General features: G+C 71.6%; 25 protein-coding genes and 1 pseudogene. 12 read left to right on the top strand and 14 right to left on the bottom strand.

Annotation, left to right across the window (positions count from 1 at the left end; all coding sequences use genetic code 11):
• Window positions 1-47 precede the first annotated feature (47 nt).
• On the top strand, window positions 48-1229 hold the full coding sequence (locus ACFYM2_RS27880; protein WP_388840010.1) for an acyltransferase family protein: 1182 nt from the start codon (window positions 48-50) through the stop codon (window positions 1227-1229).
• Here the strand turns inward: ACFYM2_RS27880 and leuE are convergent.
• On the bottom strand, window positions 1216-1878 hold the full coding sequence (leuE, locus tag ACFYM2_RS27875) for a leucine efflux protein LeuE (protein WP_359003592.1): 663 nt from the start codon (window positions 1876-1878) through the stop codon (window positions 1216-1218). The two genes, ACFYM2_RS27880 and leuE, sit on opposite strands and share 14 nt — an antisense overlap.
• Before the next feature lie 166 nt (window positions 1879-2044).
• Entirely contained in the window at window positions 2045-3625 is a 1581-nt protein-coding gene (locus ACFYM2_RS27870; RefSeq protein ID WP_388840007.1) for a methylmalonyl-CoA mutase, read from the bottom strand.
• 197 nt (window positions 3626-3822) lie between these two features.
• Here ACFYM2_RS27870 and ACFYM2_RS27865 point away from each other — a divergent pair, with 197 nt between their 5' ends.
• A complete protein-coding gene (locus ACFYM2_RS27865) occupies window positions 3823-4767 on the top strand; it encodes a L,D-transpeptidase family protein (protein WP_388460078.1) in 945 nt (314 codons plus the stop codon).
• A gap of 318 nt (window positions 4768-5085) precedes the next feature.
• Here the strand turns inward: ACFYM2_RS27865 and ACFYM2_RS27860 are convergent, their stop codons facing one another.
• The 4 genes and pseudogenes from ACFYM2_RS27860 to ACFYM2_RS27845 form a co-directional block, all read right to left on the bottom strand.
• On the bottom strand, window positions 5086-6108 hold the full coding sequence (locus ACFYM2_RS27860; protein ID WP_388840004.1) for a hypothetical protein: 1023 nt from the start codon (window positions 6106-6108) through the stop codon (window positions 5086-5088).
• Window positions 6108-6770 carry an RNA polymerase sigma factor gene (locus tag ACFYM2_RS27855; protein WP_359003667.1) on the bottom strand — a complete coding sequence of 221 codons (663 nt, stop codon included), beginning with the start codon at window positions 6768-6770 and terminating at the stop codon, window positions 6108-6110. The genes ACFYM2_RS27860 and ACFYM2_RS27855 overlap by 1 nt, the downstream gene beginning before the upstream one ends.
• 461 nt (window positions 6771-7231) lie before the next feature.
• Window positions 7232-7396: pseudogene (locus tag ACFYM2_RS27850) on the bottom strand (ATP-binding protein); the annotation flags it as partial.
• A gap of 13 nt (window positions 7397-7409) precedes the next feature.
• Window positions 7410-8972: a glycoside hydrolase family 20 protein gene (locus ACFYM2_RS27845; protein ID WP_388840097.1), complete on the bottom strand. Its 1563-nt coding sequence runs from the start codon at window positions 8970-8972 to the stop codon at window positions 7410-7412.
• Window positions 8973-9814: 842 nt separating this feature from the next.
• Here ACFYM2_RS27845 and ACFYM2_RS27840 point away from each other — a divergent pair.
• The 5 genes from ACFYM2_RS27840 (at window position 9815) to ACFYM2_RS27820 (ending at window position 14042) form a co-directional block, all read left to right on the top strand.
• Window positions 9815-10444, top strand: a complete 630-nt coding sequence (locus ACFYM2_RS27840) for a 2-oxo-4-hydroxy-4-carboxy-5-ureidoimidazoline decarboxylase (protein WP_388840094.1) — start codon at window positions 9815-9817, stop codon at window positions 10442-10444.
• A gap of 167 nt (window positions 10445-10611) precedes the next feature.
• Complete coding sequence (gene sdhC / locus ACFYM2_RS27835) at window positions 10612-10992, top strand: succinate dehydrogenase, cytochrome b556 subunit (protein ID WP_100574740.1); 381 nt, start codon at window positions 10612-10614, stop codon at window positions 10990-10992.
• Window positions 10993-11000: 8 nt separating this feature from the next.
• Window positions 11001-11480, top strand: coding sequence for a succinate dehydrogenase hydrophobic membrane anchor subunit (locus ACFYM2_RS27830; protein WP_350232267.1), 480 nt, complete (start codon window positions 11001-11003; stop codon window positions 11478-11480).
• 31 nt (window positions 11481-11511) lie between these two features.
• Complete coding sequence (gene sdhA, locus ACFYM2_RS27825) at window positions 11512-13266, top strand: succinate dehydrogenase flavoprotein subunit (protein WP_388460076.1); 1755 nt, start codon at window positions 11512-11514, stop codon at window positions 13264-13266.
• A complete protein-coding gene (locus ACFYM2_RS27820) occupies window positions 13266-14042 on the top strand; it encodes a succinate dehydrogenase iron-sulfur subunit (protein WP_359003609.1) in 777 nt (258 codons plus the stop codon). Before sdhA ends, ACFYM2_RS27820 begins: the two co-directional genes overlap by 1 nt.
• A gap of 109 nt (window positions 14043-14151) precedes the next feature.
• Here ACFYM2_RS27820 and ACFYM2_RS27815 read toward each other — a convergent pair whose 3' ends face one another.
• Window positions 14152-14604, bottom strand: a complete 453-nt coding sequence (locus ACFYM2_RS27815; RefSeq protein WP_359003673.1) for an Lrp/AsnC family transcriptional regulator — start codon at window positions 14602-14604, stop codon at window positions 14152-14154.
• A gap of 85 nt (window positions 14605-14689) precedes the next feature.
• Between ACFYM2_RS27815 and ACFYM2_RS27810 the strand changes: the two genes are divergently transcribed.
• The 4 genes from ACFYM2_RS27810 to ACFYM2_RS27795 all read left to right on the top strand — a co-directional run bounded on the left by ACFYM2_RS27810 (window position 14690) and on the right by ACFYM2_RS27795 (window position 17164).
• Entirely contained in the window at window positions 14690-15616 is a 927-nt protein-coding gene (locus ACFYM2_RS27810) for an SMP-30/gluconolactonase/LRE family protein (protein ID WP_359003612.1), read from the top strand.
• Window positions 15617-15758: 142 nt separating this feature from the next.
• Window positions 15759-16466 (top strand): TetR family transcriptional regulator, encoded by a 708-nt coding sequence (locus ACFYM2_RS27805; protein ID WP_388840091.1) that lies wholly within the window; start codon window positions 15759-15761, stop codon window positions 16464-16466.
• Window positions 16467-16484: 18 nt separating this feature from the next.
• Window positions 16485-16769, top strand: coding sequence for a hypothetical protein (locus ACFYM2_RS27800; protein WP_359003615.1), 285 nt, complete (start codon window positions 16485-16487; stop codon window positions 16767-16769).
• A complete protein-coding gene (locus tag ACFYM2_RS27795) occupies window positions 16766-17164 on the top strand; it encodes a hypothetical protein (RefSeq protein ID WP_388840000.1) in 399 nt (132 codons plus the stop codon). Before ACFYM2_RS27800 ends, ACFYM2_RS27795 begins: the two co-directional genes overlap by 4 nt.
• Before the next feature lie 53 nt (window positions 17165-17217).
• On the opposite strand, the gene ACFYM2_RS27790 is transcribed toward ACFYM2_RS27795, so the two are convergent.
• The 3 genes from ACFYM2_RS27790 to ACFYM2_RS27780 all read right to left on the bottom strand — a co-directional run bounded on the left by ACFYM2_RS27790 (window position 17218) and on the right by ACFYM2_RS27780 (window position 21579).
• The gene (locus ACFYM2_RS27790; RefSeq protein ID WP_388839997.1) at window positions 17218-19440 is read right to left on the bottom strand and encodes an alpha-N-acetylglucosaminidase; all 2223 of its coding nucleotides are present in this window, start codon (window positions 19438-19440) and stop codon (window positions 17218-17220) included.
• Window positions 19441-19611: 171 nt separating this feature from the next.
• The gene (locus ACFYM2_RS27785) at window positions 19612-21174 is read right to left on the bottom strand and encodes an ABC transporter substrate-binding protein (RefSeq protein WP_388839994.1); all 1563 of its coding nucleotides are present in this window, start codon (window positions 21172-21174) and stop codon (window positions 19612-19614) included.
• A 132-nt stretch (window positions 21175-21306) separates the two neighbouring features.
• Window positions 21307-21579: an SCO4848 family membrane protein gene (locus ACFYM2_RS27780; RefSeq protein ID WP_359003627.1), complete on the bottom strand. Its 273-nt coding sequence runs from the start codon at window positions 21577-21579 to the stop codon at window positions 21307-21309.
• 119 nt (window positions 21580-21698) lie between these two features.
• On the opposite strand from ACFYM2_RS27780, the gene ACFYM2_RS27775 reads away from it, so the two are divergent.
• Entirely contained in the window at window positions 21699-22991 is a 1293-nt protein-coding gene (locus tag ACFYM2_RS27775; RefSeq protein ID WP_388840088.1) for a D-alanyl-D-alanine carboxypeptidase family protein, read from the top strand.
• Here ACFYM2_RS27775 and ACFYM2_RS27770 read toward each other — a convergent pair.
• Genes ACFYM2_RS27770 through ACFYM2_RS27755 form a run of 4 tightly spaced genes read right to left on the bottom strand, consistent with a single transcriptional unit; the run spans window position 22960 to window position 25848 of the window.
• Window positions 22960-23877 carry a YihY/virulence factor BrkB family protein gene (locus tag ACFYM2_RS27770; RefSeq protein WP_388460070.1) on the bottom strand — a complete coding sequence of 306 codons (918 nt, stop codon included), beginning with the start codon at window positions 23875-23877 and terminating at the stop codon, window positions 22960-22962. The genes ACFYM2_RS27775 and ACFYM2_RS27770 overlap by 32 nt on opposite strands.
• Entirely contained in the window at window positions 23865-24359 is a 495-nt protein-coding gene (locus tag ACFYM2_RS27765) for a GtrA family protein (protein WP_359003632.1), read from the bottom strand. The genes ACFYM2_RS27770 and ACFYM2_RS27765 overlap by 13 nt, the downstream gene beginning before the upstream one ends.
• Window positions 24356-25312: a decaprenyl-phosphate phosphoribosyltransferase gene (locus tag ACFYM2_RS27760; RefSeq protein WP_388839990.1), complete on the bottom strand. Its 957-nt coding sequence runs from the start codon at window positions 25310-25312 to the stop codon at window positions 24356-24358. The genes ACFYM2_RS27765 and ACFYM2_RS27760 overlap by 4 nt, the downstream gene beginning before the upstream one ends.
• The gene (locus tag ACFYM2_RS27755) at window positions 25309-25848 is read right to left on the bottom strand and encodes a phosphatase PAP2 family protein (protein WP_388840085.1); all 540 of its coding nucleotides are present in this window, start codon (window positions 25846-25848) and stop codon (window positions 25309-25311) included. Before ACFYM2_RS27755 ends, ACFYM2_RS27760 begins: the two co-directional genes overlap by 4 nt.
• Window positions 25849-25873 lie beyond the last annotated feature (25 nt).

Here is a 25873-nt window from a genome sequence, read left to right as displayed (position 1 = left end):
ACGCCGAGGCCCGCCGGGCCGCAGGAGAACCGGGCCAGAGGAGAACCGTGACCAACACCCTGCCGGTGGCCAACGTCGCCGCCGGCCGCCCGACGCACCGCCCGACGCCCGCGAAAGCGCCGGTGGCGGCCCCGGTCTCGCGGCTTCGCGCGCTCGACGGACTGCGTCTGATCGCGGCCCTGATGGTCGCGCTCTACCACTACGGCGGCCGCTCGGGCGACATCAGCAGGGGCTGGGGCGCCTCCCCCAAGAAGCTGTTCCCGGACGCCCACGAGTGGTTCTCCTACGGCTGCCTCGGGGTGCAGATCTTCTTCGTCATCAGCGGCTTCGTCATCTGCATGAGCGGCTGGGGCCGCCCGCTGCGCTCCTTCTTCGCCTCCCGCGTCTCGCGGCTCTACCCGGCGTACTGGGCGGCGCTGATCATCGTCACGGCGGTGTTCGCGCTGCCCTGGGTGGTCTACAGGACGGTCACGCCCAGCGAGTTCGTGGTGAACCTGACCATGCTCCAGATGCCGGTCGGCGTGCACCGGGTGCTCGGGGTGTGCTGGACTCTCTGGGCCGAGCTGCGTTTCTACGCGCTGTTCGCGCTGTGTGTCGTACTGCCCGGCGCGACCCGGCGCCGCGTGGTGCTGTTCTGCGCGGGCTGGACGCTGGCGGCCGCGCTCACCTCGACGGCCGAACAGCCTTTCCTGGACGCGGTGTTCATGCCCGAGTACGCGTCCTTCTTCATCGGCGGCATGGGCCTGTACCTGCTGCACCGCAACCGGCGGGACGTGACCGCCTGGGGCATCGTCGCCGTCAGCTGGGCCATCGGCCAGCACTGGGCGGTCGCGGGCCTGTGGCACAAGCCGAACCCGGCGGCCTTCTCCAACCGGCACGTGTGGGTGATCGTCGCGATCGTCACGCTCGGCTTCCTGCTCGTCGGCGCGATCGCGCTGGGCCACCTGCACTGGGCGAACTGGCGCTGGCTCACCGTGGCGGGCGCCCTCACCTACCCGTTCTACCTGGTGCACGAGCACCTGGGCTGGGTGGTGGTCGGCGTGCTCCACCGCGAGCTGCACGTCCCCGCGCCGGCCACCTTCGCCCTGACCATCGCGGCGATGCTGCTCCTCGCCTGGCTGCTCAACCGCTATGTGGAGCGCTGGGCCACGCCGCTGCTGCGCCGGGCGCTGACGGTCCGGCCCGCCACGGCCCGGCCCGGCACACCCCGGACCGTCACACCCCGCTGAGGGACAGCTTCACCGCGAAGCCGAGGAAGAGCGCGCCCGCCGCCGACGCCGCGCCCGCCGAGAGCCGCTTGCGGCGGCGGAACGCGGCCGCGAGGCGGGTGCCGCTGAATATGAGCGTCGACAGATACAGGAAGCTGCCGAGCTGGAGCAGCGCGCCGAGCACCAGGAACGACAGGGCGGGGTAGGCGTAGTCGGGCGACACGAACTGTACGAAGAAGGAGATCATGAACAGGATCGCCTTCGGGTTGAACAGGCTCAGCATGAGCGCCCGCCGGTAGGGGCGCTCAGCCGCCGCGCCCGCCGCGTCCTGCGAGGGGGCAGCGGACTCCTGCGCCTTGTCGTGCCGTGAGCGCCACATCGCCACCGCCTGTCGCAGCATGCCGAGCGCCAGCCAGCTCAGATAGCCCGCGCCCGCGTACTTGACGGCGGCGAACAGCAGCGGCGTCGTCTGGAGCAGCGAGGCCGCGCCCAGCGCGGACAGCGTCATCAGCACCGTGTCGCCGGTGAAGACCCCGGCGGCGGCCGCGTACCCCGTCCGCACCCCGCGCCGGGCGGCGACGGACAGCACGTACAGCGAGTTCGGCCCCGGCAGCAGGACGATCAGCGCCACGCCGGCGAGATAGGTCGGAAGATCGGTCACACCCAGCATGGGGGTGAGTCTCGCACGGGGGTACGACAGCGGGCACGCGCGTTTCACAGAGCGGAACACACCCTTCCGCCCGGGCCCGGCCCCACCGCCCGGGGCCGCGTCCCACTACCCGGGGCCGCGTCCCACTACCCGGGTCCACGCCCCGCCACCCCGGCCCGGTCCACCCTCAGAACGCGTCCGTGGGCGCGTACGTCCCCCACACCTCGCGCAGCGCGTCGCACACCTCGCCGACCGTCGCCCGGGCCTTCAGGGCGGTCTTCATCGGATACAGGACGTTGTCCTCGCCCATGGCCGCCCGCTTCAGCTCCGCCAGGGCCGCGTCCACCGCCGCCCGGTCGCGGCCGGCCCGCAGCGCGGCGAGGCGGGCCGCCTGCTGCGCCTCGATCGCCGGGTCCACCCGCAGCGGCTCGTAGGGGTCCTCGGTCTCGGCCCGGAAGCGGTTGACGCCGACCACGACGCGCTCGCCCGCGTCGGTCTCCTGCGCGACGCGGTAGGCCGAGCGCTCGATCTCGCCCTTCTGGAAACCCCGCTCGATCGCCTCGACCGCGCCCCCCAAGTCCTCGACGTGCCGCATCAGTTGGAGCGCGGCCTCCTCCACCTCGTCCGTCATCTGCTCGACCGCGTACGACCCGGCGAAGGGGTCCACGGTCGCGGTGACGTCGGTCTCGTAAGCGAGGACCTGCTGGGTGCGCAGGGCAAGGCGCGCGCTCTTGTCCGTCGGGAGCGCGATCGCCTCGTCGAAGGAGTTGGTGTGCAGCGACTGGGTGCCGCCGAACACGGCCGCGAGGCCCTGGACGGCGACGCGCACGAGGTTGACCTCGGGCTGCTGCGCGGTGAGCTGCACGCCCGCGGTCTGGGTGTGGAAGCGCAGCATGAGCGACTTGGGGTTCTTCGCGCCGAACTCCTCGCGCATCACCCGGGCCCAAATGCGGCGCGCGGCACGGAACTTGGCGACCTCTTCGAGGATCGTGGTGCGGGCCACGAAGAAGAAGGACAGGCGCGGTGCGAAGTCGTCCACGTCCATTCCGGCCGCGACCGCCGTGCGGACGTACTCGATGCCGTCGGCCAGCGTGAACGCGATCTCCTGCGCGGGCGATGCGCCGGCCTCGGCCATGTGGTAGCCGGAGATCGAGATCGTGTTCCACTTGGGGATCTCGGCCCCGCAGTACTTGAAGATGTCGGCGATCAGCCGCAGCGAGGGCTTCGGCGGGAAGATGTAGGTGCCCCGCGCGATGTACTCCTTCAGGACGTCGTTCTGGATCGTGCCGGTCAACTGGTCGGCAGGTACGCCCTGTTCCTCGCCGACCAGCTGGTACATCAGGAGCAGCAGCGCCGCCGGGGCGTTGATCGTCATGGACGTCGACACCTTGTCGAGCGGGATGCCGTCGAACAGGACGCGCATGTCGTCCAGGGAGTCGATGGCGACGCCCACCTTGCCGACCTCGCCGGAGGCGATCGGCGCGTCGGAGTCGTGGCCCATCTGGGTCGGCAGGTCGAAGGCGACCGAGAGGCCCATGGTGCCGTTGGCGATGAGCTGCTTGTAGCGGGCGTTGGACTCGGTCGCGGTGCCGAAGCCCGCGTACTGGCGCATGGTCCAGGGGCGGCCGGTGTACATCGACGGGTAGACGCCACGGGTGAAGGGGTACGCGCCGGGCTCGCCCAGCTTCTCGGCGGGGTCCCAGCCGGCGAGGGCGTCAGGGCCGTAGACCGGCTCGATGGGCAGACCGGATTCAGACTCGCGCGCCATGTGCTGTGCCTCCCGTTGAAGCCGTATTACTGGCTGGTACCCGACCCTCGCGACGGACTGTAGCGGCGAGGGCGCGCGGGGTGGGCGGACGCGCGCTGGGAGCTTGCTCACAACGCGCCCGATGCGGACGGGCGCTTTTGCAACCGTTCGCGCCGGGAAACTGTCTAGGGGGACACCAGAGAATCAGGGGGCGACGCATGCGCCGGAACCACCGCACCACTCTCATAGCCCAAACCCTCACCGCGACCGCCGTCATCGCGGCGGCCGTGGGATGCGGTCCGCAGAGCGCCGGGGCCGGCGCGAAAGCTCCGGCCGCCCCGGGCGCACCCTCGGCGCCGTCCGCCGCGCCGTCCACACCCGCGCCACCGCCCGCGTCCGCGTCGGCGGCCACCGACGACAAACCCGCCGCTCCGGCAGACGCCGTCGCCGGGCGCTCGACCGGACCGGCGGCCAAAGCGGCGGCCGAACCGGCCGAACCGGCGGCCAAGGCCGACCCCAAGCCCGCGCCCAAAATCTTGATGGCGAACGGCTCCAAGGGCGCCCAGGTCAAGGAGCTCCAGGCCCGGCTCGCCCAGATCGGCTGGTTCGACGACACCCCGACCGGCACATACGGGGCGGCGACCACCGCCGCCGTCAAGGGCTTCCAGGGCAAGCGCGGGCTCCCGGCGACGGGCAGCACGGACAGCGTGACCTGGGCCAAGCTGCTCGGCATGACGACCGAGCCGACGGCGGGGGAGCTTGCGGGCCGCGCGGTCAACAAGCCGGCCGTCAAGCTCGACCCGCGCTGCCTGACGGGCCACGCGATCTGCATCAGCAAGACGAGCCGCACCCTGTCCTGGGTGGTCGACGGCACGGTGCGCTCGACGATGGACGTGCGCTTCGGCTCGCAGTACACGCCGACCCGCGAGGGCGTCTTCAAGGTCTTCGAGAAGAGCCGTGACCACGTCTCGACGATCTACCACACGGCCATGCCGTACGCGATGTTCTTCAGCGGCGGCCAGGCCGTGCACTACTCGTCCGACTTCGCCGCCCGTGGCTACAACGGCGCCTCCCACGGCTGCGTCAACGTCCGGGACAAGGCGAAGGTCGCGGCGCTGTTCGACCAGGTGAACATCGGCGACAAGGTCGTCGTGTACTGGTAGCGGCGCTCGGGCACGGCGCGCGTCCGACGGTCACGAAGGGGGGCGCGGGCGGGACCGGGGGAACGTGTCCCGCCCGCGCCATTCGCGCGGAGCCGTGGGTACGGGGGGAACCCCGGCTCTTCTGCGCCGCCGATGACCAGTCGGCTCACTCAGTACTGCGCCGGCGTCCCGAAAAACGTTACTGCGGGTTCTGGGAGGGGTTCTCGAACGGGTCCCGGGCCTGTTCCAGACCGGCTCGGACTGATTACCGGACCGGCGCTCGGATTGGTCCCGGGTCTCGGTTCGGCGCTGCGGCCAGGGCCACGGGCGCCCCGCCCCTCAGATGCCGGCCGCCGTGCCGAGCGTGGGCGTGAGCAGGCCGAGGAGCGGGCCCGAGCGCGCCATCGAGTTCTGCTTGCCGCCGCCACCGCCGCCGTTCTTGTTCCCGGCGCCGTCGCCCTTGCCCTTGCCCGCGCCGCCGTCCGCTCCCCCGGGCTTGCCGCCCTTGCCGTCACCGTTGCCGCCCTTGGCGCCACCGCCTCCCGCGCCGCCCTTGTCGTCGAGCAGCAGGTCGCAGAACGCCTTCACGGCGGCCCGCCCGTGCGCGGCGGACTCCAGGTCGCGGCGCTTGTCCTGGTCGAGCCGGCCCGAGCGGTAGTCGCGGCAGTCCTCGGCCGTCCTGGCGAGCCATTGGCCGCCGCCCGTGTTCTCGTTGCCGTCGCCTGAGCCGCCCTGCCGGGCGCCGTCGTCCGTTCCCCGGTCCGGGCTCGCGGCGGCGCTCGGCGCACCCTGGGTGCCCGAAGGGCCGGCGTCGTGCGTGGGCGCGGAAACGGAGGGCGTGGGCCGGCCCGGCGCCGGGGAGCCCGAGGGCAGCGGGTGCGAGGGGGAGGCGTCGGGGGGGCTGGGGGTCAGGTCGGCGGAGACGGTGGACGCGGGGGTGGGGTCCTGCTCGTCGGAGGCGAACGGCCCCGGCAGCACCCCGGTACCCGCGGCGACGGCGACCCCGCCGAGCGTGCAGCAGGCCACCGCGGCGGCGATGCCGAGACGTACCGGCGCGAAGCGGCGCCGGCGCGGCGCGGCCACACCGGCGCCGTCCTTGACGTGTCCGACCCGCACGACGCCGAGCGCTTCGCCGGCGGGCGCGCTCGCGCTCCCGGCCCGGGCTTCGCGGAAGGCGGCGAGGGCGGCCGCCTCGCCGGGGAGTTCGGTGGTGGCCTGCTCGGGGCCGCGCAGGGAACGCAGCAGCCCGGCGAGCTCGGCGGCCTCGGCGCGGGCCCGCTCGTCGCCGGGCTCGGCTCCTTCGCCGCGCAGCAGTCGCTCGGCGGCATCCCCGTCAAGCCACTCGTGCCGCTCGTCAGCCATCACATGTCCTTCTGCGTCCGGGCCCGCGATTGCGTCACACCGCGTTCCGGCGCACGCTGCGACGGCACGGCACCCAGCTCCTCCGCGTCCTGGGCCACATCCCCCGGGGGGCCGTCCGCGCCGAGCAGTTCAGCAAGCCGCTTCAGGCCCCGGTGCGCGGCGGTCCGCACCGCGCCGGGCCGTTTGCCCAGGGTCAGCGCCGCGCTCTTCGCGTCGAGGCCGACTACCACGCGCAGGACCACGGCCTCGGCCTGGTCCTGCGGGAGCTGGGCGATGAGCGCCATCGTACGTCCGGTGCCGAGCGCTTCCATCGCCTCGTCGGCGGTGTCCGACTCGGCGGGCCGGTTGGCCAGCTCGCTCTCGTCGCCACCCCCCGCGGGCCTGCGGCCGCGCATCCGGATGTGGTCGAGGGCCCGGTTGCGGGCGATGCGGGCGGCCCAGCCCCGGAAGCGGTCGGCGTCGCCCTTGAAGCGGTCGAGGTCGCGCGCGATCTGGAGCCAGGCCTCGGAGGCCACGTCCTCGGTGTCGGGTTCGCCGACCAGTGTCCGGATGTAGCCGAGCAGGCGTGGGTGCACAGAGCGGTAGACGGTACGGAAGGCTTCCTCGTCCCCGTCCTGCGCCCTGAGCACCGCGGCGGTCAGCTCCGCGTCGTCCCCCAGCAATCCCTGCACCTTGTCCTGGCCGACTTCTCCGATGTCACCGCTGGTCGTCACGGCCGCGTCCCCGAACGCGAATCTGCACGCTACGGCCTCGGCGCCCCATAAGTCCACGACTTGTACAAGCTGCAACCAACCCGGCAACCCGCTGTCACGACCCGCTGCCAGAGCGCGCTGTGACAGAAAACGCACGCACGGCGCTGAAGAGAGTACGGGGTCGCCACAACGGCCCCGCCGGACGACGGCCGGGGCCTCTCCTGTGGGGGGTGGCGGCCCCGGCCGTCCTCCGGGCCCACCTGCCCTGACCTGGGGCGATGCGTGCTTGCTGAGGCGAATCCAGTCGGCCTGCCCCGGCAGCGGCGATCTCTGTCGACACGGCTCGAACCGAACCGAGCCGTCACGGCCTGGTCCCCTACCGGCCGCCGCCGGCCACCCAGTACAACGCCTGGCGTGAAGACCGGCCGCGGCGTCCCCCGGCGAGCCGCGGTCGCCTTGGCCTCGCCCAGGAGCGCGATCCTCGCGCGGGGAGCCTGCGGGCGCTCGCCTGCGGCCAGGGCGATGACACCGACCTCGTGCTTCGTCCGGGCGGCCTGGTCGGCGACCTCGGTGGTGCCGACCGGGCCGGGCTGCCCGGGCTGCCCGGGCTCAGCCCAGTCGGTCCGCGAGGGACTTGAATTCCTCCCAGGCCATGGCCGGCGGGCGGGTGTCCCAGAGCTTCTGGGCCGTCGCGCGCAGCGGCATCCGGATGCCGCGCGCCACCTGTTCCTCGGTCTGGGCGCCGGGGATGTCGCCCCAGACCGCGAAGCGGCCGCCCAGGATCTGGCCCGCGTACTTGGCGTCCACCGGCTTGGTCCCGCGCAGCACCAGCGGCGTCCACTCCTCGTAGATCCGCTTGCCCGTGGGGTACTTGAACGTGTTGGGCTCACCGAGCACGTAGTACAGGTACTCGTCGTTGAGGTTGACCATCCTGCGGCCCTCGGCGAGGAAGTCCTCGGGCGGGCGCGCCCCGTTCTCCTTGCCCGTCCAGTACTCCACCTCGCGGCCCTGGTCCGCGGCCACCTGGCCGTCGGGGAAGAAGCCGTCGTTCCACGCCTTGAAGGTGAGCCCCGTGTCGGCCGACCGCAGGGTCTCGGCGCGGTCGTTGAGCCAGCCCGTCGCCAGGTCCTTGATGTCCGCCTTCGGCCCGTACTTGTCACGGGCCGCGGCCGCGAGACCCGGATAGGTGGTTTCGGGAGTGGCCGGGGCCCGCACCACCAGCGCCTGGTACTCGTCGCCGCCCAGATGCCAGTACGGCCCGGGGAAGAGATCGGCGTACTCCCGCAGCAGGTCGTCGACGATGCGCGCGGACGCGGGGTTGGCGATGTCGATGGCGCCCTTGACCGCCCTGCCGTCCTTGTCGCGCAGCTGGAGGTCGGGGTGGGCGGTGATCACCGCGCCCAGGTGGCCCGGCGAGTCGATCTCGGGCACCACCGTGATGTGCAGCTTGGTGGCGAGCGACACGATCCGCTGGACGTCGCGCTTGCTGAGGTGGTCGCGCGAGACGATCTCGGGGTGGCTCTCGGATTCGATCCGGAAGGCCTGGTCGTCGGAGAAGTGCAGGCCGAGCTGGTTCATCTTCAGGTCGGCCATCTGCCGCAGCTGGCCCTCGATCCAGGTCTCGGTGTACGGCTTGCGCGCGATGTCGAGGTTGAGGCCGCGCTGCGGCTTGTCGGGCCGGTCCTTGACGACGCCCTCGGGCATCACGCCGCCGCCCTTGAGCGCCTGCTTGAGGGTGCGGGTGCCGTAGAAGACCCCGGCATCGTCGGCGCCGGTGATCCAGGCCCGGCGGTCGTGGGTGGTGAGCGTGTACGACTCGGGGACCACCTGCTGGCCTGCGGGCGGCGGGCTCAGGGAGAGCTCGATGTCCCCCGCGCGGGGCTGCCCGCCCAGCGCGTATGCGGCGCCCAGCTCCTGCGCGAACAGCTTTCCCTCGTCGGCGAGGCTTTCACTGCCGACGGCCACGATGACGCGGGACGAGCCGGCCGGCCGGAAGCCCGGGCCCCGGGCGGCGTGGTGCTCGCGCACCGAGGGGATCGTGCGGGGCGGGGAGGAGATCGGGTAGATCGAGGGCGTGGGCAGCGCCGACGCGAGGCTTCCGCTGTCGATGGGGCCGCCGTGGCCGCCCTGGGTGTCGTCGTCCGGCCAGACCGCGACGATCAGGGCCAGCATCGCCAGACAGACCAGGGCCACCCGAAGGACCAGCGCGCGGCGCCCCCGGGGCCGGTGCAGCCAGGCGGGCCTCGACCAGGGCGCCCGGGGCCGGGAGGCGCGCACCCGGGACGGCGTGGGCGCTCCCTCGGGACCGCGCGACCACGGCATCCGGGGCCGGGACATCCTGAAACGCGACATCACTCAGAAACCTCCCGTCCTGCAAGAGTAAGGGCGGAACCGGCGCCCCCGGAAGTGAATCCGGTCGCCCCGGCTGTCGTTCCGGCGTCCCAGGGTGCCCGGGCTTGTGTCCGAGCGCCCCGGACGTGGGTCCGGGTGCCCGGGCTTGGGTCCGGGTGCCCGGGCTTGGGTCCGGCGTCCCCGGACGTGAATCCGGTCGCCCCGGGTGTCGTTCCGGCGCTCCCGGACGCGAATCCGGTTGCCCCGGCTGTCGTTCCGGCGTCCCCGGGTGCCCCGGTTTGTGTCCGAGCGCCCCGGACGTGGATCCCGGGGTCCCGGACGCGGGTCCGGGTGCCCGGGCTTGGGTCCGGCGCTCCCTGAATCCGGTCGCCCCGGGCGTGAATCCGGCGTCCCGGGCCTGGATCCGGTTGCCCCGGTCCCTGCCCGGACCGCCGGGCACCGCTGGAATGCCGTGCCGGGAAGCTCGTCCACCGCGCGTGGCCCGGTTTTCACGTCCGGGTGAAATTTCGCGCAACAGTCGGGCGTCTCCCACTCCACGTGGATAGCGTGGCGGCACTCCCACCTCTCGCGCCACTCCAGATCCCGCGGTCCGAGCCCGTCCGTCCCGGACCGCACCGCCCGCACCGCACCGCACCGTCCCGCGTGCATTCGAGGAGCCCACGCTGTCCAGCGATTCCCACCCCGGTCCCCGGAAGCGACCGCCGCCACTCCATCACACTCCTCGTGCCCAGGGGTGCGCGGCCATACCGCATCAGGCCCGTGGCACATCCGTTCCGTCGGCCCCACAGCGCCCCGGCGGGCTCGACCGGTTCAACCACGCGGCACCCGGCGCGGCCGAGACCGCGCTGCTCGCCTGCTGCGCCAGCCGCCGCTGGGCCCTGCGGATCGCCGCCCACCGCCCCTACCCCGACCTGGACTCCCTGCTCGCCGCCGCCGACGAGGCCAGCTACGACCTGAGCGCGGCCGACCTCGCCGAGGCCCTGGCCGACGAGGTCTCGCCCTGCCTGCACGACAGCGCCCCGCAGGCCGCCCAGACGGCGCTCGCCGCGGCCCACGCCGCGTACGAGAGCAGCTTCCGGCACGCCTTCGTGATCTGCCTGGACGGCGTCGAGGCGGCCGAACAGCTGGACCGGGTGCTGACCGGGATCCGGGTCCGGATGAACAACGAACCGGACGAGGAGCGCTCGATCGCCGCCGACGAGCTGCGCCGCCTCGCGCGGGCCCGGCTCGCCCATCTCGTGGCATCCCATCCCGAACCCGGCACGCCGAGCACGGCCCACCGCGTCCTTTAGGCCGTACGAGGCTGTTTGATTGCCTGTTTGATCACACCTATGGACCCGGCGCGAGGGAACCGACATCGCGTCGCTACGATGACCGGGGCCGGTGGACCGTACCCGGCCGGGTCAGACCGACACTGAAGCCGGCCGGCCCTCGCACACCGCTCCCGGAGGGTTCTTCCGTGCCGGCTGGAACGCTGTACCGCGGCCGGGAAGGAATGTGGTCCTGGGTGGCTCATCGAGTCACCGGCGTCCTCATTTTCTTCTTCCTGTTCGTCCACGTCCTCGACACCGCTCTCGTGCGCGTCTCCCCCGAGGCGTACGACAAGGTCGTGGCCACCTACAAGACGCCCATCGTCGCGTGTCTGGAATACGGCCTCGTCGCCGCCATCCTGTTCCACGCACTGAACGGCCTGCGCATCATCGCCGTCGACTTCTGGGCCAAGGGCCCGCGTTACCAGAAGCAGATGCTCTGGACCGTCGTCGGCGTCTGGGTCGTGCTGATGGTGGGCGCGCTCTACCCGGTGCTCGGCCACGCCGTCCGTGAACTGTTCGGGAGCTGAGGACTGAGATGTCTGCCGAAACCTCTTCCGCCGCGATCGGTGAAGTCGAGGGCGCGAGCCTGTACGACGCCGAGCACCCGGCCCCGCTCATCGAGGCCCCGCGCCAGCGCACCAGGAAGACCCCGAAGTCGACCCGTACGAACTTCGAGCTGTACGGCTGGATGTTCATGCGGCTGTCCGGCATCGTGCTGGTCGTCCTGGTCCTTGGCCACCTGCTGATCCAGCTCGTCCTTGACGGCGGCGTCACCAAGATCGGCTTCGCGTTCGTCGCGGGCCGCTGGGCGTCCCCGTTCTGGCAGGTGTGGGACCTCGCCATGCTGTGGCTGGCCATGCTGCACGGCGCCAACGGCCTGCGCACCGTCATCAACGACTACGCGCAGCGGGACAACACCCGCTTCTGGCTGAAGATGCTGCTCTACACCGCCACGGTGTTCACCGTCCTGCTGGGCACGCTGGTGATCTTCACCTTCGACCCGAACATGCGCTAGTCCACGGGCTGAGGGACTGAGGAATTCAACGATGAAGATCCACAAGTACGACACCGTCATCGTCGGCGCCGGCGGCGCCGGTATGCGCGCGGCCATCGAGTCGACCAAGCGCAGCCGCACCGCGGTGCTGACCAAGCTCTACCCCACCCGCTCCCACACGGGCGCGGCGCAGGGCGGCATGGCCGCCGCGCTCGCCAACGTGGAGGAGGACAACTGGGAGTGGCACACCTTCGACACGATCAAGGGCGGCGACTACCTGGTCGACCAGGACGCCGCCGAGATCCTGGCGAAGGAGGCCATCGACGCCGTCCTCGACCTGGAGAAGATGGGTCTGCCCTTCGGCCGTACGCCCAAGGGTGAGATCGACCAGCGCCGTTTCGGCGGTCACTCCCGCAACCACGGCGAGGCCCCGGTCCGCCGTGCCTGCTACTCGGGCGACCGCACCGGCCACATGATCCTCCAGACCCTCTACCAGAACTGCATCAAGGAGGGCGTGGAGTTCTTCAACGAGTTCTACGTCCTCGATCAGCTCCTGGTCGAGGAGGACGGCGTCAAGAAGTCCGCAGGCGTCGTCGCCTACGAGCTGGCGACCGGTGAGATCCACGTCTTCCAGTCGAAGTCGGTCATCTACGCCTCCGGCGGCACCGGCAAGTTCTTCAAGGTGACGTCCAACGCCCATACCCTGACCGGTGACGGCCAGGCCGCGTGCTACCGCCGCGGGCTGCCTCTGGAGGACATGGAGTTCTTCCAGTTCCACCCAACGGGCATCTGGCGCATGGGCATCCTGCTCACGGAGGGCGCCCGCGGTGAGGGCGGCATCCTGCGCAACAAGGACGGCGAGCGCTTCATGGAGAAGTACGCGCCGGTCATGAAGGACCTCGCGTCCCGTGACGTCGTCTCGCGCTCCATCTACACCGAGATCCGTGAGGGCCGCGGCTGCGGTCCCGAGGGCGACCACGTCTACCTCGACCTCACGCACCTGCCGCCGGAGCAGCTGGACGCCAAGCTCCCGGACATCACGGAGTTCGCGCGCACCTACCTGGGCATCGAGCCGTACACGGACCCGATCCCGATCCAGCCCACCGCGCACTACGCCATGGGCGGCATCCCGACCAACGTCCAGGGCGAGGTCCTCAGCGACAACACCACGGTCGTGCCGGGTCTGTACGCGGCCGGCGAGGTCGCCTGTGTCTCCGTGCACGGCGCCAACCGGCTGGGCACCAACTCGCTCCTGGACATCAACGTGTTCGGCAAGCGCGCGGGCATCGCCGCCGCCGAGTACGCGCACACCGCGGACTTCGCCGAGCTTCCGGAGAACCCGGCGGCCATGGTCGAGGCGCAGGTCGCCAACCTGCTGTCGGCGACCGGCACCGAGCGCGTCTCGGTCATCCGCAAGGAGCTCCAGGAGACCATGGACGCCAACGTCATGGTCTTCCGCACCGAGCAGACGATCAAGACGGCGGTCGAGAAGATCGCCGAGCTGCGCGAGCGCTACAAGAACGTGTCCGTCCAGGACAAGGGCAAGCGGTTCAACACCGACCTCCTGGAGGCCATCGAGCTGGGCAACCTGCTCGACCTGGCCGAGGTCATGGCCGTCTCCGCCCTGGCGCGCAAGGAGTCCCGCGGCGGTCACTACCGCGAGGACTACCCCAACCGCGACGACGTCAACTTCATGCGCCACACCATGGCGTACCGCGAGGTCGCGGACGGCGGCAAGGACTCGATCCGACTCGACTACAAGCCCGTCGTCCAGACCCGCTACCAGCCGATGGAGCGTAAGTACTGATGGCAACCCCGACGATGGACAAGCCCGGCACGGCCGGAGCGCCGGAGCCCGGCTTCGCCGACTCGCCGTACATCACCGTCACCTTCCGCATCCGCCGCTTCAACCCGGAGATCTCCGAGGAAGCGACGTGGGAGGACTTCCAGCTGGAGATCGACCCGAAGGAGCGCGTGCTCGACGGTCTCCACAAGATCAAGTGGGAGCTGGACGGTTCGCTGACCTTCCGTCGCTCGTGCGCCCACGGCATCTGCGGTTCCGACGCCATGCGCATCAACGGCAAGAACCGGCTCGCCTGCAAGACGCTGATCAAGGACATCAACCCCTCCAAGCCCATCACCATCGAGGCCATCAAGGGCCTCACGGTCCAGAAGGACCTGGTCGTGGACATGGAGCCGTTCTTCCAGGCGTACCGCGACGTGATGCCCTTCCTCATCACGAAGGGCAACGAGCCGACGCGCGAGCGTCTTCAGTCCCCCGAGGACCGCGAGCGCTTCGACGACACCACCAAGTGCATCCTGTGCGCGGCGTGCACGTCGTCCTGCCCGGTGTTCTGGAACGACGGGCAGTACTTCGGCCCGGCCGCGATCGTGAACGCGCACCGCTTCATCTTCGACAGCCGTGACGAGGCGGGCGAGCAGCGCCTGGAGATCCTGAACGACAAGGACGGCGTGTGGCGTTGCCGCACCACGTTCAACTGCACCGACGCGTGCCCGCGCGGCATCGAGGTCACCAAGGCCATCCAGGAAGTCAAGCGCGCTCTGATCACGCGCCGCTTCTGATCCCTGTACGGCTCGACGAGGGCCCCGCACCCGGGAGTTCGCTTCCGGGGGCGGGGCCCTCGTGCGTGCGACGGGTGCGCGGAGGGCGCCTCGGCCGCGCGCCCCGGCCTCACGTTCCGGCGGCGCGCTCCGGCGAGAGGGGCCGCTCGAAGAACGTCTCCAGGGAGACCGTCGCATGGGTGCCGCTCACGCCGTCGATCGCGTAGAGGCGGCGCAGCACGTCCTGGAGCTGTTCGGTCGTCGCCGTGCGGACCTTCACCAGGACCGAGGCGCTGCCCGCGATGACATGGGCCTCCTGGATCTCGGGTATCGCCGCGAAGGCGGCCGCCGATTCGCCCATCCACGCCGTCGAGTCGACCATCACGAACGCCAGCACGCCCTGGCCGAGGGCCCCGGGGTCCACCTCGATCGTCGTACGCCTGATGACGCCGCGCTCGCGCAGCTTGCGCACCCGCTCGTGGGCGGCGCCGGCCGACAGGCCCACCTCCTTGCCGAGCGCCGCGTACGCCGTCGTCGCGTCGTGTTGCAGCAGGGCGATCAGCCGGCGGTCGATGTCATCCACGTTTCCCATGGCCGAACCATATCTCGTTCTGGCATAGTCGTCCTCGATCGAATGTGGTTCGGCGTCACAGCACCTAGGGGAAATTGTGTCCGATCAGCTCCGCACTCCGTTGTACGAGATCCTTGACGAGCGGTTCCGCACCGGGCGGTGCGCCGCGGGGGACGACCGGCTGGAGACCCTGCACGACGGCTGCCGCTGGGCCGAGGGGCCGCTCTACCTGCCGGCCTGGCGGCAGTTCATCTGGAGCGACATCCCCAACGACCGGATGCTGCGCTGGGACGAGGCGACCGGCGCGGTCTCGCTGTTCCGCTCCCCGGCCGGGCACCCCAACGGCAACACCCTCGACCGCGAGGGCCGGCTCATCACCTGCGAGCAGGGCAACCGCCGGGTCACCCGCACCGAGCCCGACGGGCGCGTCACCGTGATCGCCGACCACTTCGGGGGCAAGCGGTTCAACTCCCCCAACGACGCGGTCGTCCACTCCGACGGGTCCGTCTGGTTCTCCGACCCCGACTTCGGCATCACCAGCGACTACGAGGGCATCCGCGCCGAGCCCGAGCTCGACGGATGCCACATCTACCGGGCCGACCCCGCGAGCGGCGAGGTACGGCTCGTCGCGGACGGGTTCGAGGCGCCCAACGGGCTGGTGTTCTCGCCCGACGAGTCCCAGTTGTACGTGTCCGACACCCGGGGCGGCGTGATCCGCGTCTTCGACGTGCGGGCGGACGGCACGCTCGGCGACGGCAAGGTCTTCGCCGAGACCGCCGACGACGTCAGCCGGTTCGACAACATCCGCTTCGACGACGGCGGGCGGCTCTGGGCGGCCGCCATGGCGGGCGGCGTGCACTGCTACGACCCCGACGGCACCCTCATCGGACGGCTGCGCGTCCCCGAGCCCGTCTCCAACATCACCTTCGGCGGCCCCAAGAACAACCGCCTGTTCATCACCGCCAACACCTCCCTCTACTCCCTGGTCATGAGCGTGACCGGGCTGCCGCGCGTGCGCGTCTGAACCCTCGCCGCCGGGCCGGCCCGGGTCCGATTAGGCTCGTGCCGTGCCAGCACAGAACGCGCCCGACGAGAGCGCACGCGACGGGGACGGGCCGCGCCCCGCCAAGGGCGAGCAGACCCGCACCCTGATCCTGGAGACCGCGATGCGGCTCTTCCAGGAGCGGGGGTACGACAAGACCACCATGCGGGCCATCGCCCAGGAGGCCGGGGTCTCGGTCGGCAACGCGTACTACTACTTCGCCGGCAAGGAACACCTGATCCAGGGCTTCTACGACCGGATCGCCGCCCAGCACCAGGCCGCCGTGCGCCAGGTCCTCGACACCGAGACCGGCCTGGAGGCACGGCTGGCCGGGGTGCTGCGGGCCTGGCTCGACATCGCGTCGCCGTACCACGAATTCGCGGCGCAGTTCTTCAAGAACGCGGCGGACCCGGACAGTCCGCTCAGCCCGTTCTCCACCGAGTCCGAGCACGCGCGCCAGGCCGCGATCTCCGTGCACCGCGAGGTGCTGGCCGGCACGAAGACCAAGGTGCCGGCCGAACTCGCCGACATCCTGCCCGAGTTGATGTGGCTGTCCCAGATGGGACTCGTCCTGTACTGGGTCTTCGACCGCTCGCCCGGGCGCGAGCGCAGCTACCGCCTCGCGGCACGCGGCGCGGGGCTCACCACCCGGGGCGTCGCGCTGGCCCGGTTCCGAGTGCTGCGCCCCCTCGTGCGCGAGGTGCACGAGCTGTTCACCGACTTCCTCCCCGGCATGTCCCAGGCGGCCGCCGCCCGCAAGACGCGCGAGAACCGCGAGAACCGCGAGGCGGGCCGCTCCCAGCAGCCCCAGGACACCTCGGCCGCTCCGTAGGAGCGCTATAGTTCCGCTATGACGACCACGACGATTCAGGTGCGTCGGGAGACTCGGGACCACCTCGCCGAGCTGGCACGGGAGCGCGGGATGACCCTGGGCCAGCTGGTCGAGGCGTTGGCGGCCGATCAGCCGACGGCCGCCCAGCGCGCGGAGCGCCTGGCCGCGGACCGCGAGGCGGTACGACAGCTGCTGGGCGTGGGACTGAGTGACGACGAGTTCGACCGAGCCCCCGATGTTCTCGGCAACATCTACAAGATCGCTGCGGAGAAGGCGCGTGCGGCCCGGGCCGGCGCCGCGTGATCATCCTCGACACCAGCGCCGTCAAGGCGCTCGCCGACGGCCACAGAGCCCTGAGCCTGCTCGCCGGGAACATGGCCGGCACCCCCGGTGACCGCCTCAACGTTCCGGCCCTGTGTCTCATGCGGGCCGAAGCCGAGGACGCCGGCCTCTCCCGTAAGGTCTTGGCCTTCTCATCCGTGAGCGTGGACACACTCGACACCATCGCCTCTGTCAGCGTCGGCACCATGCTCCGCGACGGATACGGCGGCCCCGACACCTGTCACGCGCTCTACTGCGCGCTCCCGCGTGCCGAGTTCACCGGCATGTCGATCCTGTTGACCGGCGACGAGGACGCCTACCCGCCGGGCGTGGTGACGGTCGACATCGACTCACCCGGCATGCTCGGCTTCCACTGAGCCGGTGGCCGGACGCGAGGTGCCGCGCGCGTCCGGGCCCCATGGGCGCCGCCTCACAGGCCGAGTGCCCGGCTCACCTCGACCGCCACCTTCACGATGTCGCCCCGGGGCTCGGTCGCGAACGGGGGGTGGGTGCGCAGCCACTGGTCCTCCAGGGCGTACCAGTCCACCGGGACCGGGGCGCCGCCGGTGCTCAGGGCGGCGGACAGGGTGGTGAAGTACGTGCGCCAGCGCAGTGTGTAGAGGCCGCCGACCAGACCCGACCACTCCCGGTTGGCGTAGTCCCGCAGATGGCCCTCCTCGGCGGACCGGCGAGGACCCCACACCGTGAGCAGCGACAACGCGTCGTACTCCAGGCGGTCCTTGTCCTGCGCGGTGTCGCCCCACGACCGCGCGTCCGCGATCCAGCGGCCCACGAGGTGGCCCCGGTCGGTCGCCACGACGCGCTCCAGCAGACCGAGGTCGCGCAGCCACTCCCCCGTCAGACGTGCGAACTCCTTCTCGTCCTTGGCCTCGTAGGCGGCGCGGAGGGCGGGCAGCAGCAGCCGGGAGCGGTTGGAGAGGACCTGGCGGGCCACGTCCATCAGGTCGTAGCGGTAGGCGGACGAGGTCCGCAGGGCCGGGGTCACGGCCAGGAGGGCGGGCAGCGCCCGCGCGAACTCTGCTGCGTCGTAACGCAGTTGGGTCGGCGACCAGTAGGAGGCGGTCAGGGCGTGCAGGTCGGGGCGGGCGCCGAACAGGCCGTCCGCGCCCTCGCTCCAGGAGTCGGCGCGGGTGGTGCCGTAGGCGGTGCGGCGCAGCACGTCCCACGCCTGTGCCGCGTGCGCGTCGTCGCCGCCGTACCGGTAGCGCGGCCACTGGCGGAACCAGTCGCCGAGGTCCAGGGGACCCTCGGTCCAGGGCAGGTCGGAGAAGAGGGCGAACGCGGCGGGGTTGTTGTCGGCGCCCTCCGGCATGAGCGCGATGCCGTCAAGCGCGCTGCCCTCCTTGGTGCGCCACTTCTCGTACAGCGTGGCCCAGTCGGGGGTGTTGGCGCCCATCACCGTGTGCCCGCCGAAGTTCCAGATGGAGCCGAAGGCGTACGGCGTGTCCAGCCACGTCTTCTCGCGGTCGGTGACGGAGGGGTAGTGGTCGGAGAGCCCGTCGACGATGAACAGTTTCGACCGGTCGACGGCCTCGATGATGGCGCGCTGCGGGTTGTTCTGCCAGCCCAGGATGCTCCACAGCGCTTCGGGGTGCGCCGCGCGCAGCGCCGCCTCGACGGCCCGGGCGGCCTCCCCGACGGGGACGTCGCCGGGGGTGCCGCCCTCGTGCAGCAGGTCCATCTTGTACATCGGGGCGGCGCCCAGCAGCTCGTCCTGTACGCGGTAGAAGGTCTCGGCGACGCGGTCGAAGGCGTCGGTGCGCGGGTCGAGCCAGTCGGGCCGGGCGAAGCCGCCCCAGGTGCCCTGGGGCACCACGCGCGCGCCGGGTTCGCGGTCGGCGAAGCCGGGCGGGACGGTCCCGAAGTAGCCGGGCAGCACCGGGTTCATGCCGAGCTCGCGCAGCCTGGCCACCACGCGCCGCGCCAACTCGGCGCGCTCCTCCAGGAGTTGGGACGAGACAGGGCCGCCGAAGCCGGACATGTTCTGGAGCAGCCACCAGGGCTGGTGCGCGGGCCCGGGGATCCAGGCGCGCAGCTCCGCGTCGTCGTAGCCGTGCTCCAGGAAGGTGCGGTGGTAGACGGTGTCCGCGCCGAGGTAGACCAGCACGTCGTTGTAGCCGTGCAGGGCCAGGACGTCGAGCTCGCGCTCCCAGTAAGCCCAGTCGTGGAAGGGGCCGGTGTAGCCGTCGTTGGTGTCGTTGAAGGCGAAGCGGTGGGTGACGTCGGCCGTTCTGGCCAGCGGCGCGGGCACCGGCGGCAGAGTGGCGGGCAGCGCGGTCTGTTCGCCCGCCCAGGAGATGTGGGCGCGGGCGACACGGCGCGCGTACCAGTGGAATCCGGTGAGCTGGACGGCCGGGGTGCTGCCCTCCACCAGGATGCGCCCGGCCCCGCCCGAGACGCGGAAGCGGTCGCGGCCGGCGGCGGGGGCCAGGGCGCGGAAGGTGACCTGGTCCGCGTGGCGGGGCAGCAGCCGGGCCAGCGCCCGCGCGGCGGGGCCGGGCGCGGCCTCGGCGGTCGCGGCATCGGCTGGCGCGGCGAGGGCCTGGGCTGCGGGCCCGGTCCCGGCGGCCGCCCCGACGGCGAGGGCCGATCCGGCGAGCGAACTCAGGAGCGTACGGCGGGAAAGGCGCATCCTTCGACGGAAGCAGCGCGTCCGGGCGCGGTCAATGGAGCAGAACCGGTGGCCCCTTGGACAGAAGCCCTTTGGGTCAACCCCGGGGGTTCACCACCGTCCCAGGGGCCGCACCGGTTCCATCGCCAGGGCCGCACCCGGGCCGCCCACCGGGCTGGGGGGCACTCGGGCTCAGATCCAGCCCAGCTCCCACAGCCGCCACACGCCCGTGCCGTCCGACAGGTACTGCGAACCGCTGACGTCCTTGTTGCCGAGGACGTAGTTCTTGCCCTGCCACAGCGGGATCAGCGGCACGTCATCGGCGACCTTCTCCTGAAGTGCCTTGAAATCGTCGGCGGTCCGGCCGCGGTCGGTGTACTCCTGGGTCTGGCGGATGAGTTCGTCGGCCGTCTTGTCGGAGTAGTTGTTGTGGAGGCTGTTGCCGGTGCCGACGAGCGGCTGGCTGAAGTTGTCGGGGTCGGGGAAGTCGGCGAGCCAGCCCGCCGTGTACGCGTCGTACCTGCCCTCGGCGTAATTCTGCTGCATCTTCGGCCAGTCGGCCTCGGCGATCAGATCGACCTTGAACAGGCCGTCCTTCTCCAGTTGCCGCTTGATCTCCTCGGCCTCCGCGCCGTCCGCGCCGAGTTTGCGGTAGGCCAGATCGAAGCGGACCGGCAGCTGCTCGCCCTTGAGCAGGGTCCTGGCCCTGGCCGGGTCGGGCTGCGGGTAGGCGTCGAAGAACGCGGTGCTGTGGCCGGTGAAGCCCTGCGGGATCATCGAGTAGAGCGGTTCGACGGTGCCGCTGTAGACGGACTTGGCCAGCGCCCCCCGGTCGATGAGGGCGGCGGCGGCCTGACGCACCTTGGTCTTGGCGACCGGGCTCGACGACTTCAGATTGAAGTTGATCTCCCGGATGTCGTACCCGGGCGAGGTGGTGATCCGCAGATCGGGCCCCGGCGAGAGCTTGGCGAGGACCGCGGGGGGCATCTCGCGGTGGGTGACGTCGACCTGCTTGGCCTGCCAGGCGTCGTTGAGCTGGTCGGCCTCGGCGAAGTAGCGGACCGTGATGGGCAGGCCCTTCCTGGTCACCGCACCCCTGTACTGGGGGTTGGGTTCAAGGCGCGCGCTGACCGGGTGCCCCGAGGAGTCCTTCGTGTACGCCTTGAGCAGATAGGGACCCGAACCGGTCACCGAGTCGCCCTTGCGCAGCGCGTCCGCCGGGTACTGGCCGCTGTCGACGATGGAGCCGGCGCCCGTGGCGAGCTTGGAGGGGAAGGTCGCGTCCTTCGTCTTCAGGTTGAAGGTCACCGTGTTCCCCTCGGCCTGGACCGAGCCGAGCACGGAGAACAGCGGCCCGGGCCCGAGGTTCGAGCCGATCTTGACGATCCGGTCGAAGGAGAACTTCACGTCCTCGGCAGTGATCTTGTGCCCACTGGAGAAGGTGAGGTCGTCACGGAGCACGCACTGGTACGTCTGGAGCTTCTGCCCGACGAAGGCGCAGCTCTGCGCGGCGTCCGGGACCGGCGTCGAGCTGCCCTCCCGGAAGGTGAGCAGCGACTGGTAGACGTTGTTGTAGATCGCCCAGGAACCGGCGTCGTAGGCGCCCGCCGGGTCGAGGGAGGTGATCACGTCGGTGGTGCCGACGACGATGGGGTCCTTCTTCTCCTGGCCGGAGGGCAGCAGCTGCCAGCCGCCCACGCCCGCGACCACCACGGCCGCGCCCATTGCCACCCATCGCATACGGATCGACCGCATCGCCGTGCTCTCCTCGGAACGCCCCACCCTGGCCGGGCGCGCGGAGTCCTCACACGGCGCCCGTGATGAGCCTCACCCAATCACACGGCCTTCACATTGTGGAAGAGACAACCATTTCCTCACAGGGACTCGTTAGCCGAGCGTGACGGAACTCTCCGTGACCATCCGCTCACGCCGGAGGCGGCGCAGCGAGACGAGGCCGATCGCGCCGACGGCCGTGCCAAGGAGGAACGAGGAGATGGCGAGCAGCAGGTGGACCCAGAAGTAGGCGGTCGGATCACCGGCGGCGTCGAACGCGAGGCCACTGGCGTCCGCCCACAGGTTCTTCACAAACGTGGTCCAGATGACCCAGCTCCACGCGCCGAAGGCGAGCAGGAACCAGGAGAGGGGGCGGCTGAGTTTCATGGCTCCAGTATCGACGCCGGCCGCCCGGCACCTCCGGGTGGGTGGGAGTCGTCGGCGGGTCATCCGTACGATGATCGGATCGGTGGTCGAGGGCCTGTACGTTCTCGGACGTGCCTCCCGTGAACGTGAACCAGAGCGCCCCGCGTCCATACGTCCCGGCCGCGCCTCCCCGCGTGCCGAAGCGGGCCGCCGGGCTCGTCCTGTCCGCCGCCCTGTGCGCCGCCGTGCTGCCGTCGGTTCCCGCCGCCGCGCTGCCCGGGGACGACAAGCCGGCCCCGTCGGCGGGCCCCGGCCGGCGCGAGGACGCGCCCCCGGCCGGCATGTCGAAGGTCGGCGGGGACCTGCTGGGCGAGCCGGGGACCCAGGTGCGGCTCGGCGCGGGCGCGCCGGTGCTGCCCAAGGACGTGACCGGACGGTCCTGGATCGTCGCGGACGCCGAGAGCGGCCAGGTGCTCGCCGCGCACAACGCGCACTGGCGCCTGCCGCCCGCCTCCACCCTGAAGATGCTCTTCGCCGACACCGTGCTGCCCAGGTTCCCCCGGGACCAGGAACACCTGGTCGTGCCGAAGGACCTCGACGGGCTCGGCGCGGGCAGCAGCCTGGTCGGCGTCAAGGCCAACCTGTCGTACTCGGTGCGTGATCTGTGGCTCGGCGTGTTCCTGCGCTCGGGCAACGACGCCGTGCACGTGCTGTCCTCGATGAACGGCGGCGTGGCCAAGACCGTCCAGGACATGCAGGCCGAGGCCGACAAGCTCCAGGCCCTGGACACCCAGGTCGTCTCGCCGGACGGCTACGACATGCCGGGCCAGGTCTCCAGCGCCTACGATCTGACGCTGTTCGCCCGGGCGGGGTTGCAGAACAAGGACTTCCGCGAGTACTGCGCGACCGCGACCGCGAAGTTCCCCGGCCCCGAGAACAAGGACAAGAAGCGCGAGATGGTGGACATCCAGAACACCAACCGGCTGCTCACCGGCGACTTCGGGCTCAACCCGTACAAGGGCATCGCGGGCGTCAAGAACGGCAACACCACCAACGCGGGCGCCACGTTCACCGGCGTGGCCGAGCGGGACGGCAAGGTGCTGCTCGTCACCGTCATGAACCCCGGGGCCCGGGAGAGCCAGGCCGTCTACAAGGAGGCGGCGCGCCTGCTGGACTGGGGATTCGCGGCGCACGGCAGGGTCACTCCGGTCGGTGAGCTGATCGCGCCGAAGAACGCGACGGCCAAGACCGTCAAGGACACCGCGAGCGCCGGCGCGCAGGGCGGCGCCAGGAGCAGGCCCGGGCAGGCGGCCGCCGCCAAGGGCGAGAGCGGCGGCGCGGGCATCGCGCTCGGGATCGCGGGCGGGGCGCTCGTCGTCGTCGCGGGCGCGCTCTTCCTGATCAACCGTCGCCGGCCGCTCCGGCGGCGCTGATTCCGGGGTCCGCCGAGAGCGCCGGGTCGTCCTCCTTGGAAGGGGTGGCCGTCCACGCCGCGCAGAACAGGAGCAACTTCGCCGTGAAGTTGATCCACAGGAGCAGCGCGATGGGCACCCCGAACGCCCCGTACATGCTCTTGGCGGCGACGCCCTTCATATAGCCGCCGAGCAGCATCTTGAGGAGTTCGAAGCCGACCGCGCCGAGCAGCGCGGCCACCATCAGGCGCCGGCGCGGCGGGCTCACTCCGGGCAGCAGGGTCAGGACGTACAGCAGGAGCAGGAAGTCGGCGAGGACGGCGACGGCGATCGCGGCGACGCGCAGGAACACCCCGCCCACGCCGCCCTCGTCGATGCCGAGCCGTGCGGCGGTCCAGCCGACCGCGGTGGAGCCGACGGAGGACGCGGCCCAGGAGGCGAGGCCCGCGCCGCCGAGGCCGAGCAGCACACCGCCGTCCTTGAGCTTGCGCAGGACGGGGTTCTCGCCCTCCTCGTTCTCCGGGACCTCCCACACCACGCGCAGACAGCCGCGCATCTGGGAGACCCAGCCGATGCCGGTGAACAGCAGCAGGGCGCCCGCGACGACGCCGACGGTGCCCGCGTTGTCGATGAGCGCCTTCAGGTCCAGCTGGTCGGAGATGCCCGGGACCTGTTCGGCGATGGTGTTCTGGAGCTTGTCCACCTGGCCGGTGGACAGCAGCGCGGCCGCGACGGCGGCGCCGACGGTGAGCAGCGGGAACAGGGCGAGGAAGCTGATGAACGTGATGGCGGCGGCCAGCCTCGCCCAGGAGACCCGGTCGAGCCGTTCGTAGGAGCGCCAGACGTGCGTCCGCGTGAGACGGGTGATCCAGGGCCCGACGACGGGGAGTTTCTTCAGCCAGTCCATGACGTACGACTACCCTCTCCGGCCCCGCCGTGTCCCCGAGCCCGGGGCGTGTCGTCGGGCGTCCTGGCGCCGCGCCCGGCGTCGGGGGCCGCGCCGAAGACCAGGGTTCTCGTCCCCCAGAAGCGCAGGCAGGTGGCGAGCGCCATGCCGAGGACGGCGCCCGAGAGGGTGTCGGCGCGCGCGGAGGTGAGGCCGAGGCCGTAGTGCGTCACGGCGATGCACAGCAGCTGGACGAGGGCGCCCGCGAGGTTCACGGCGAGGAACACGGCGTAGGCACGCCGCCCGGCGCGGCGGCCCCGGTAGGTGCCGAACGCGTTGCCGAGGTAGGCGAGGGTGCAACCGGCCACGAACGAGAGGGACTTGGCGGTGACCGGGTCCCAGCCGAGCCCGGAGCGCAGCCACACGAAGAGCCCGAGGTCCACGGCGTACGCGCAGATCCCGGCCAGCGCGAACCCGATCACCTCGGACCTGGTGACGCTCACAGGCCCGCCACCGCGAGCGCGTACAGGGCGATCCAGGACAGGCCGATGACCGCGAGCGCGCGGTCGTGCAGGACGACGTCCTCGGGCGCGCCCGCGCTGCCCCGGTCGGCGAAGACGGCGTAGCGCAGGATCGCCCCGGTGAAGGGGACCATCGACAGCTGGCGCCAGGGCAGCAGCGACCCCTTGACCACCCCGCCCGCCTCCAGCGCCCACATGCAGTAGGCGAGGACGGCGACGCCGGCGGCGAGCTGCCACACGAAGCGCAGATAGCCGGTGGTGTAGGCGTCGAGCAGCGCGCGGGTCGCCGCGCCCTTGCCCTCCATCCTCAGGGCTTCGGAGTAGCGCTTGGCGGAGACCATGAACAGCGCGCCGAACCCGGCGGTGATCAGGAACCAGCGCGAGAGCGGGATGCCGAGCGCGACGCCGCCGGTCATCGCCCGCATCAGGAAGCCGCTGGTGACCACGACCAGATCGACGACGAGGACGTGTTTGAGCTTGACGCAGTACGCGAACTGCATGACCAGGTACGCGGACAGGAGCGCGGCCGTCATCGCGTTGCAGGTCAGCGCGGCGCACAGCGGCGCGAGCACGGCGAGGACGGCGCCGGTGGCGTAGGCGGCGCCCACCGGTACCAGGCCCGCCGCGACCGGGCGGTGGCGCTTGTCGGGGTGGGCGCGGTCGGCCTCGGCGTCGCGGGCGTCGTTGATGAGGTAGACGGCGGCGGCCGCAGCGGTGAACAGGCAGAAGACCAGGGCGAGTTGGGCCAGGACGTGCGGGTCGCGCAGCCGTCCGGCGGCGGCGGGCGCGGCCACCACGAGCAGGTTCTTGATCCACTGGCGGGGGCGCGCGGTGCGCACGAGGGCGCCCGGTAGCGCGAGCAGGCGCCGAGGGGCCGTCGCCGCGCCCGCGCCCGCGCCGGATTCGTCGAGGATGACCACGCCTGGCTCGGTCATCGGCGGCTCCCTTCGAGCGGCCCGCGCATCCAGGCCGCGCCGGCCCGCGCGGTGACACCGCCGAGCAGGGCGCCCGCCGCGATGTCGCTCGGATAGTGGACCCCGGCGACCAGACGGGACACGCACACGGCGGCGGCGAGCGGCGGCACGAGACGCGCGCCCACCGGGCGCAGGGCCCCGTAGGCGACGGCGGCGGCCGCCGCCGAGCTGGCGTGCGAGCTGGGAAAGGAGTGCCGCCCCTCGGTACGCACCAGGGGCTCGGCCCCCGCCAGGAGCGGCCGGGGCCTGCGCACCACGCGTTTGACGCCCATGCTGGCGAGGTGGGCCCCCGCGACCAGGGCGGTCGCCCGCAGCCAGGCGGCTCGCCGGTGCCGGTCGGCCACGGCCCCGGCGAGCCCGGCCGCCAGCCAGAGCGCGCCGTGCTCCCCGGCGAAGGACAGCGCGCGGGCGCCGGCGGCCACCCGTGGGTCCCTGGCGCAGTCGCGCAGCGCGGCCAGGAGCCGCCGCTCGGCGTCGGCGTACGACGGCTTGTGCATCTGCCACCCCTCTTCCCTGACGTCG

This window comes from Streptomyces sp. NPDC006711 (assembly GCF_042869775.1).
Lineage (GTDB): Bacteria > Actinomycetota > Actinomycetes > Streptomycetales > Streptomycetaceae > Streptomyces.
Note: the sequence above shows the minus strand (reverse complement) of the source record. Positions and strands in the feature narration are given on the sequence as shown.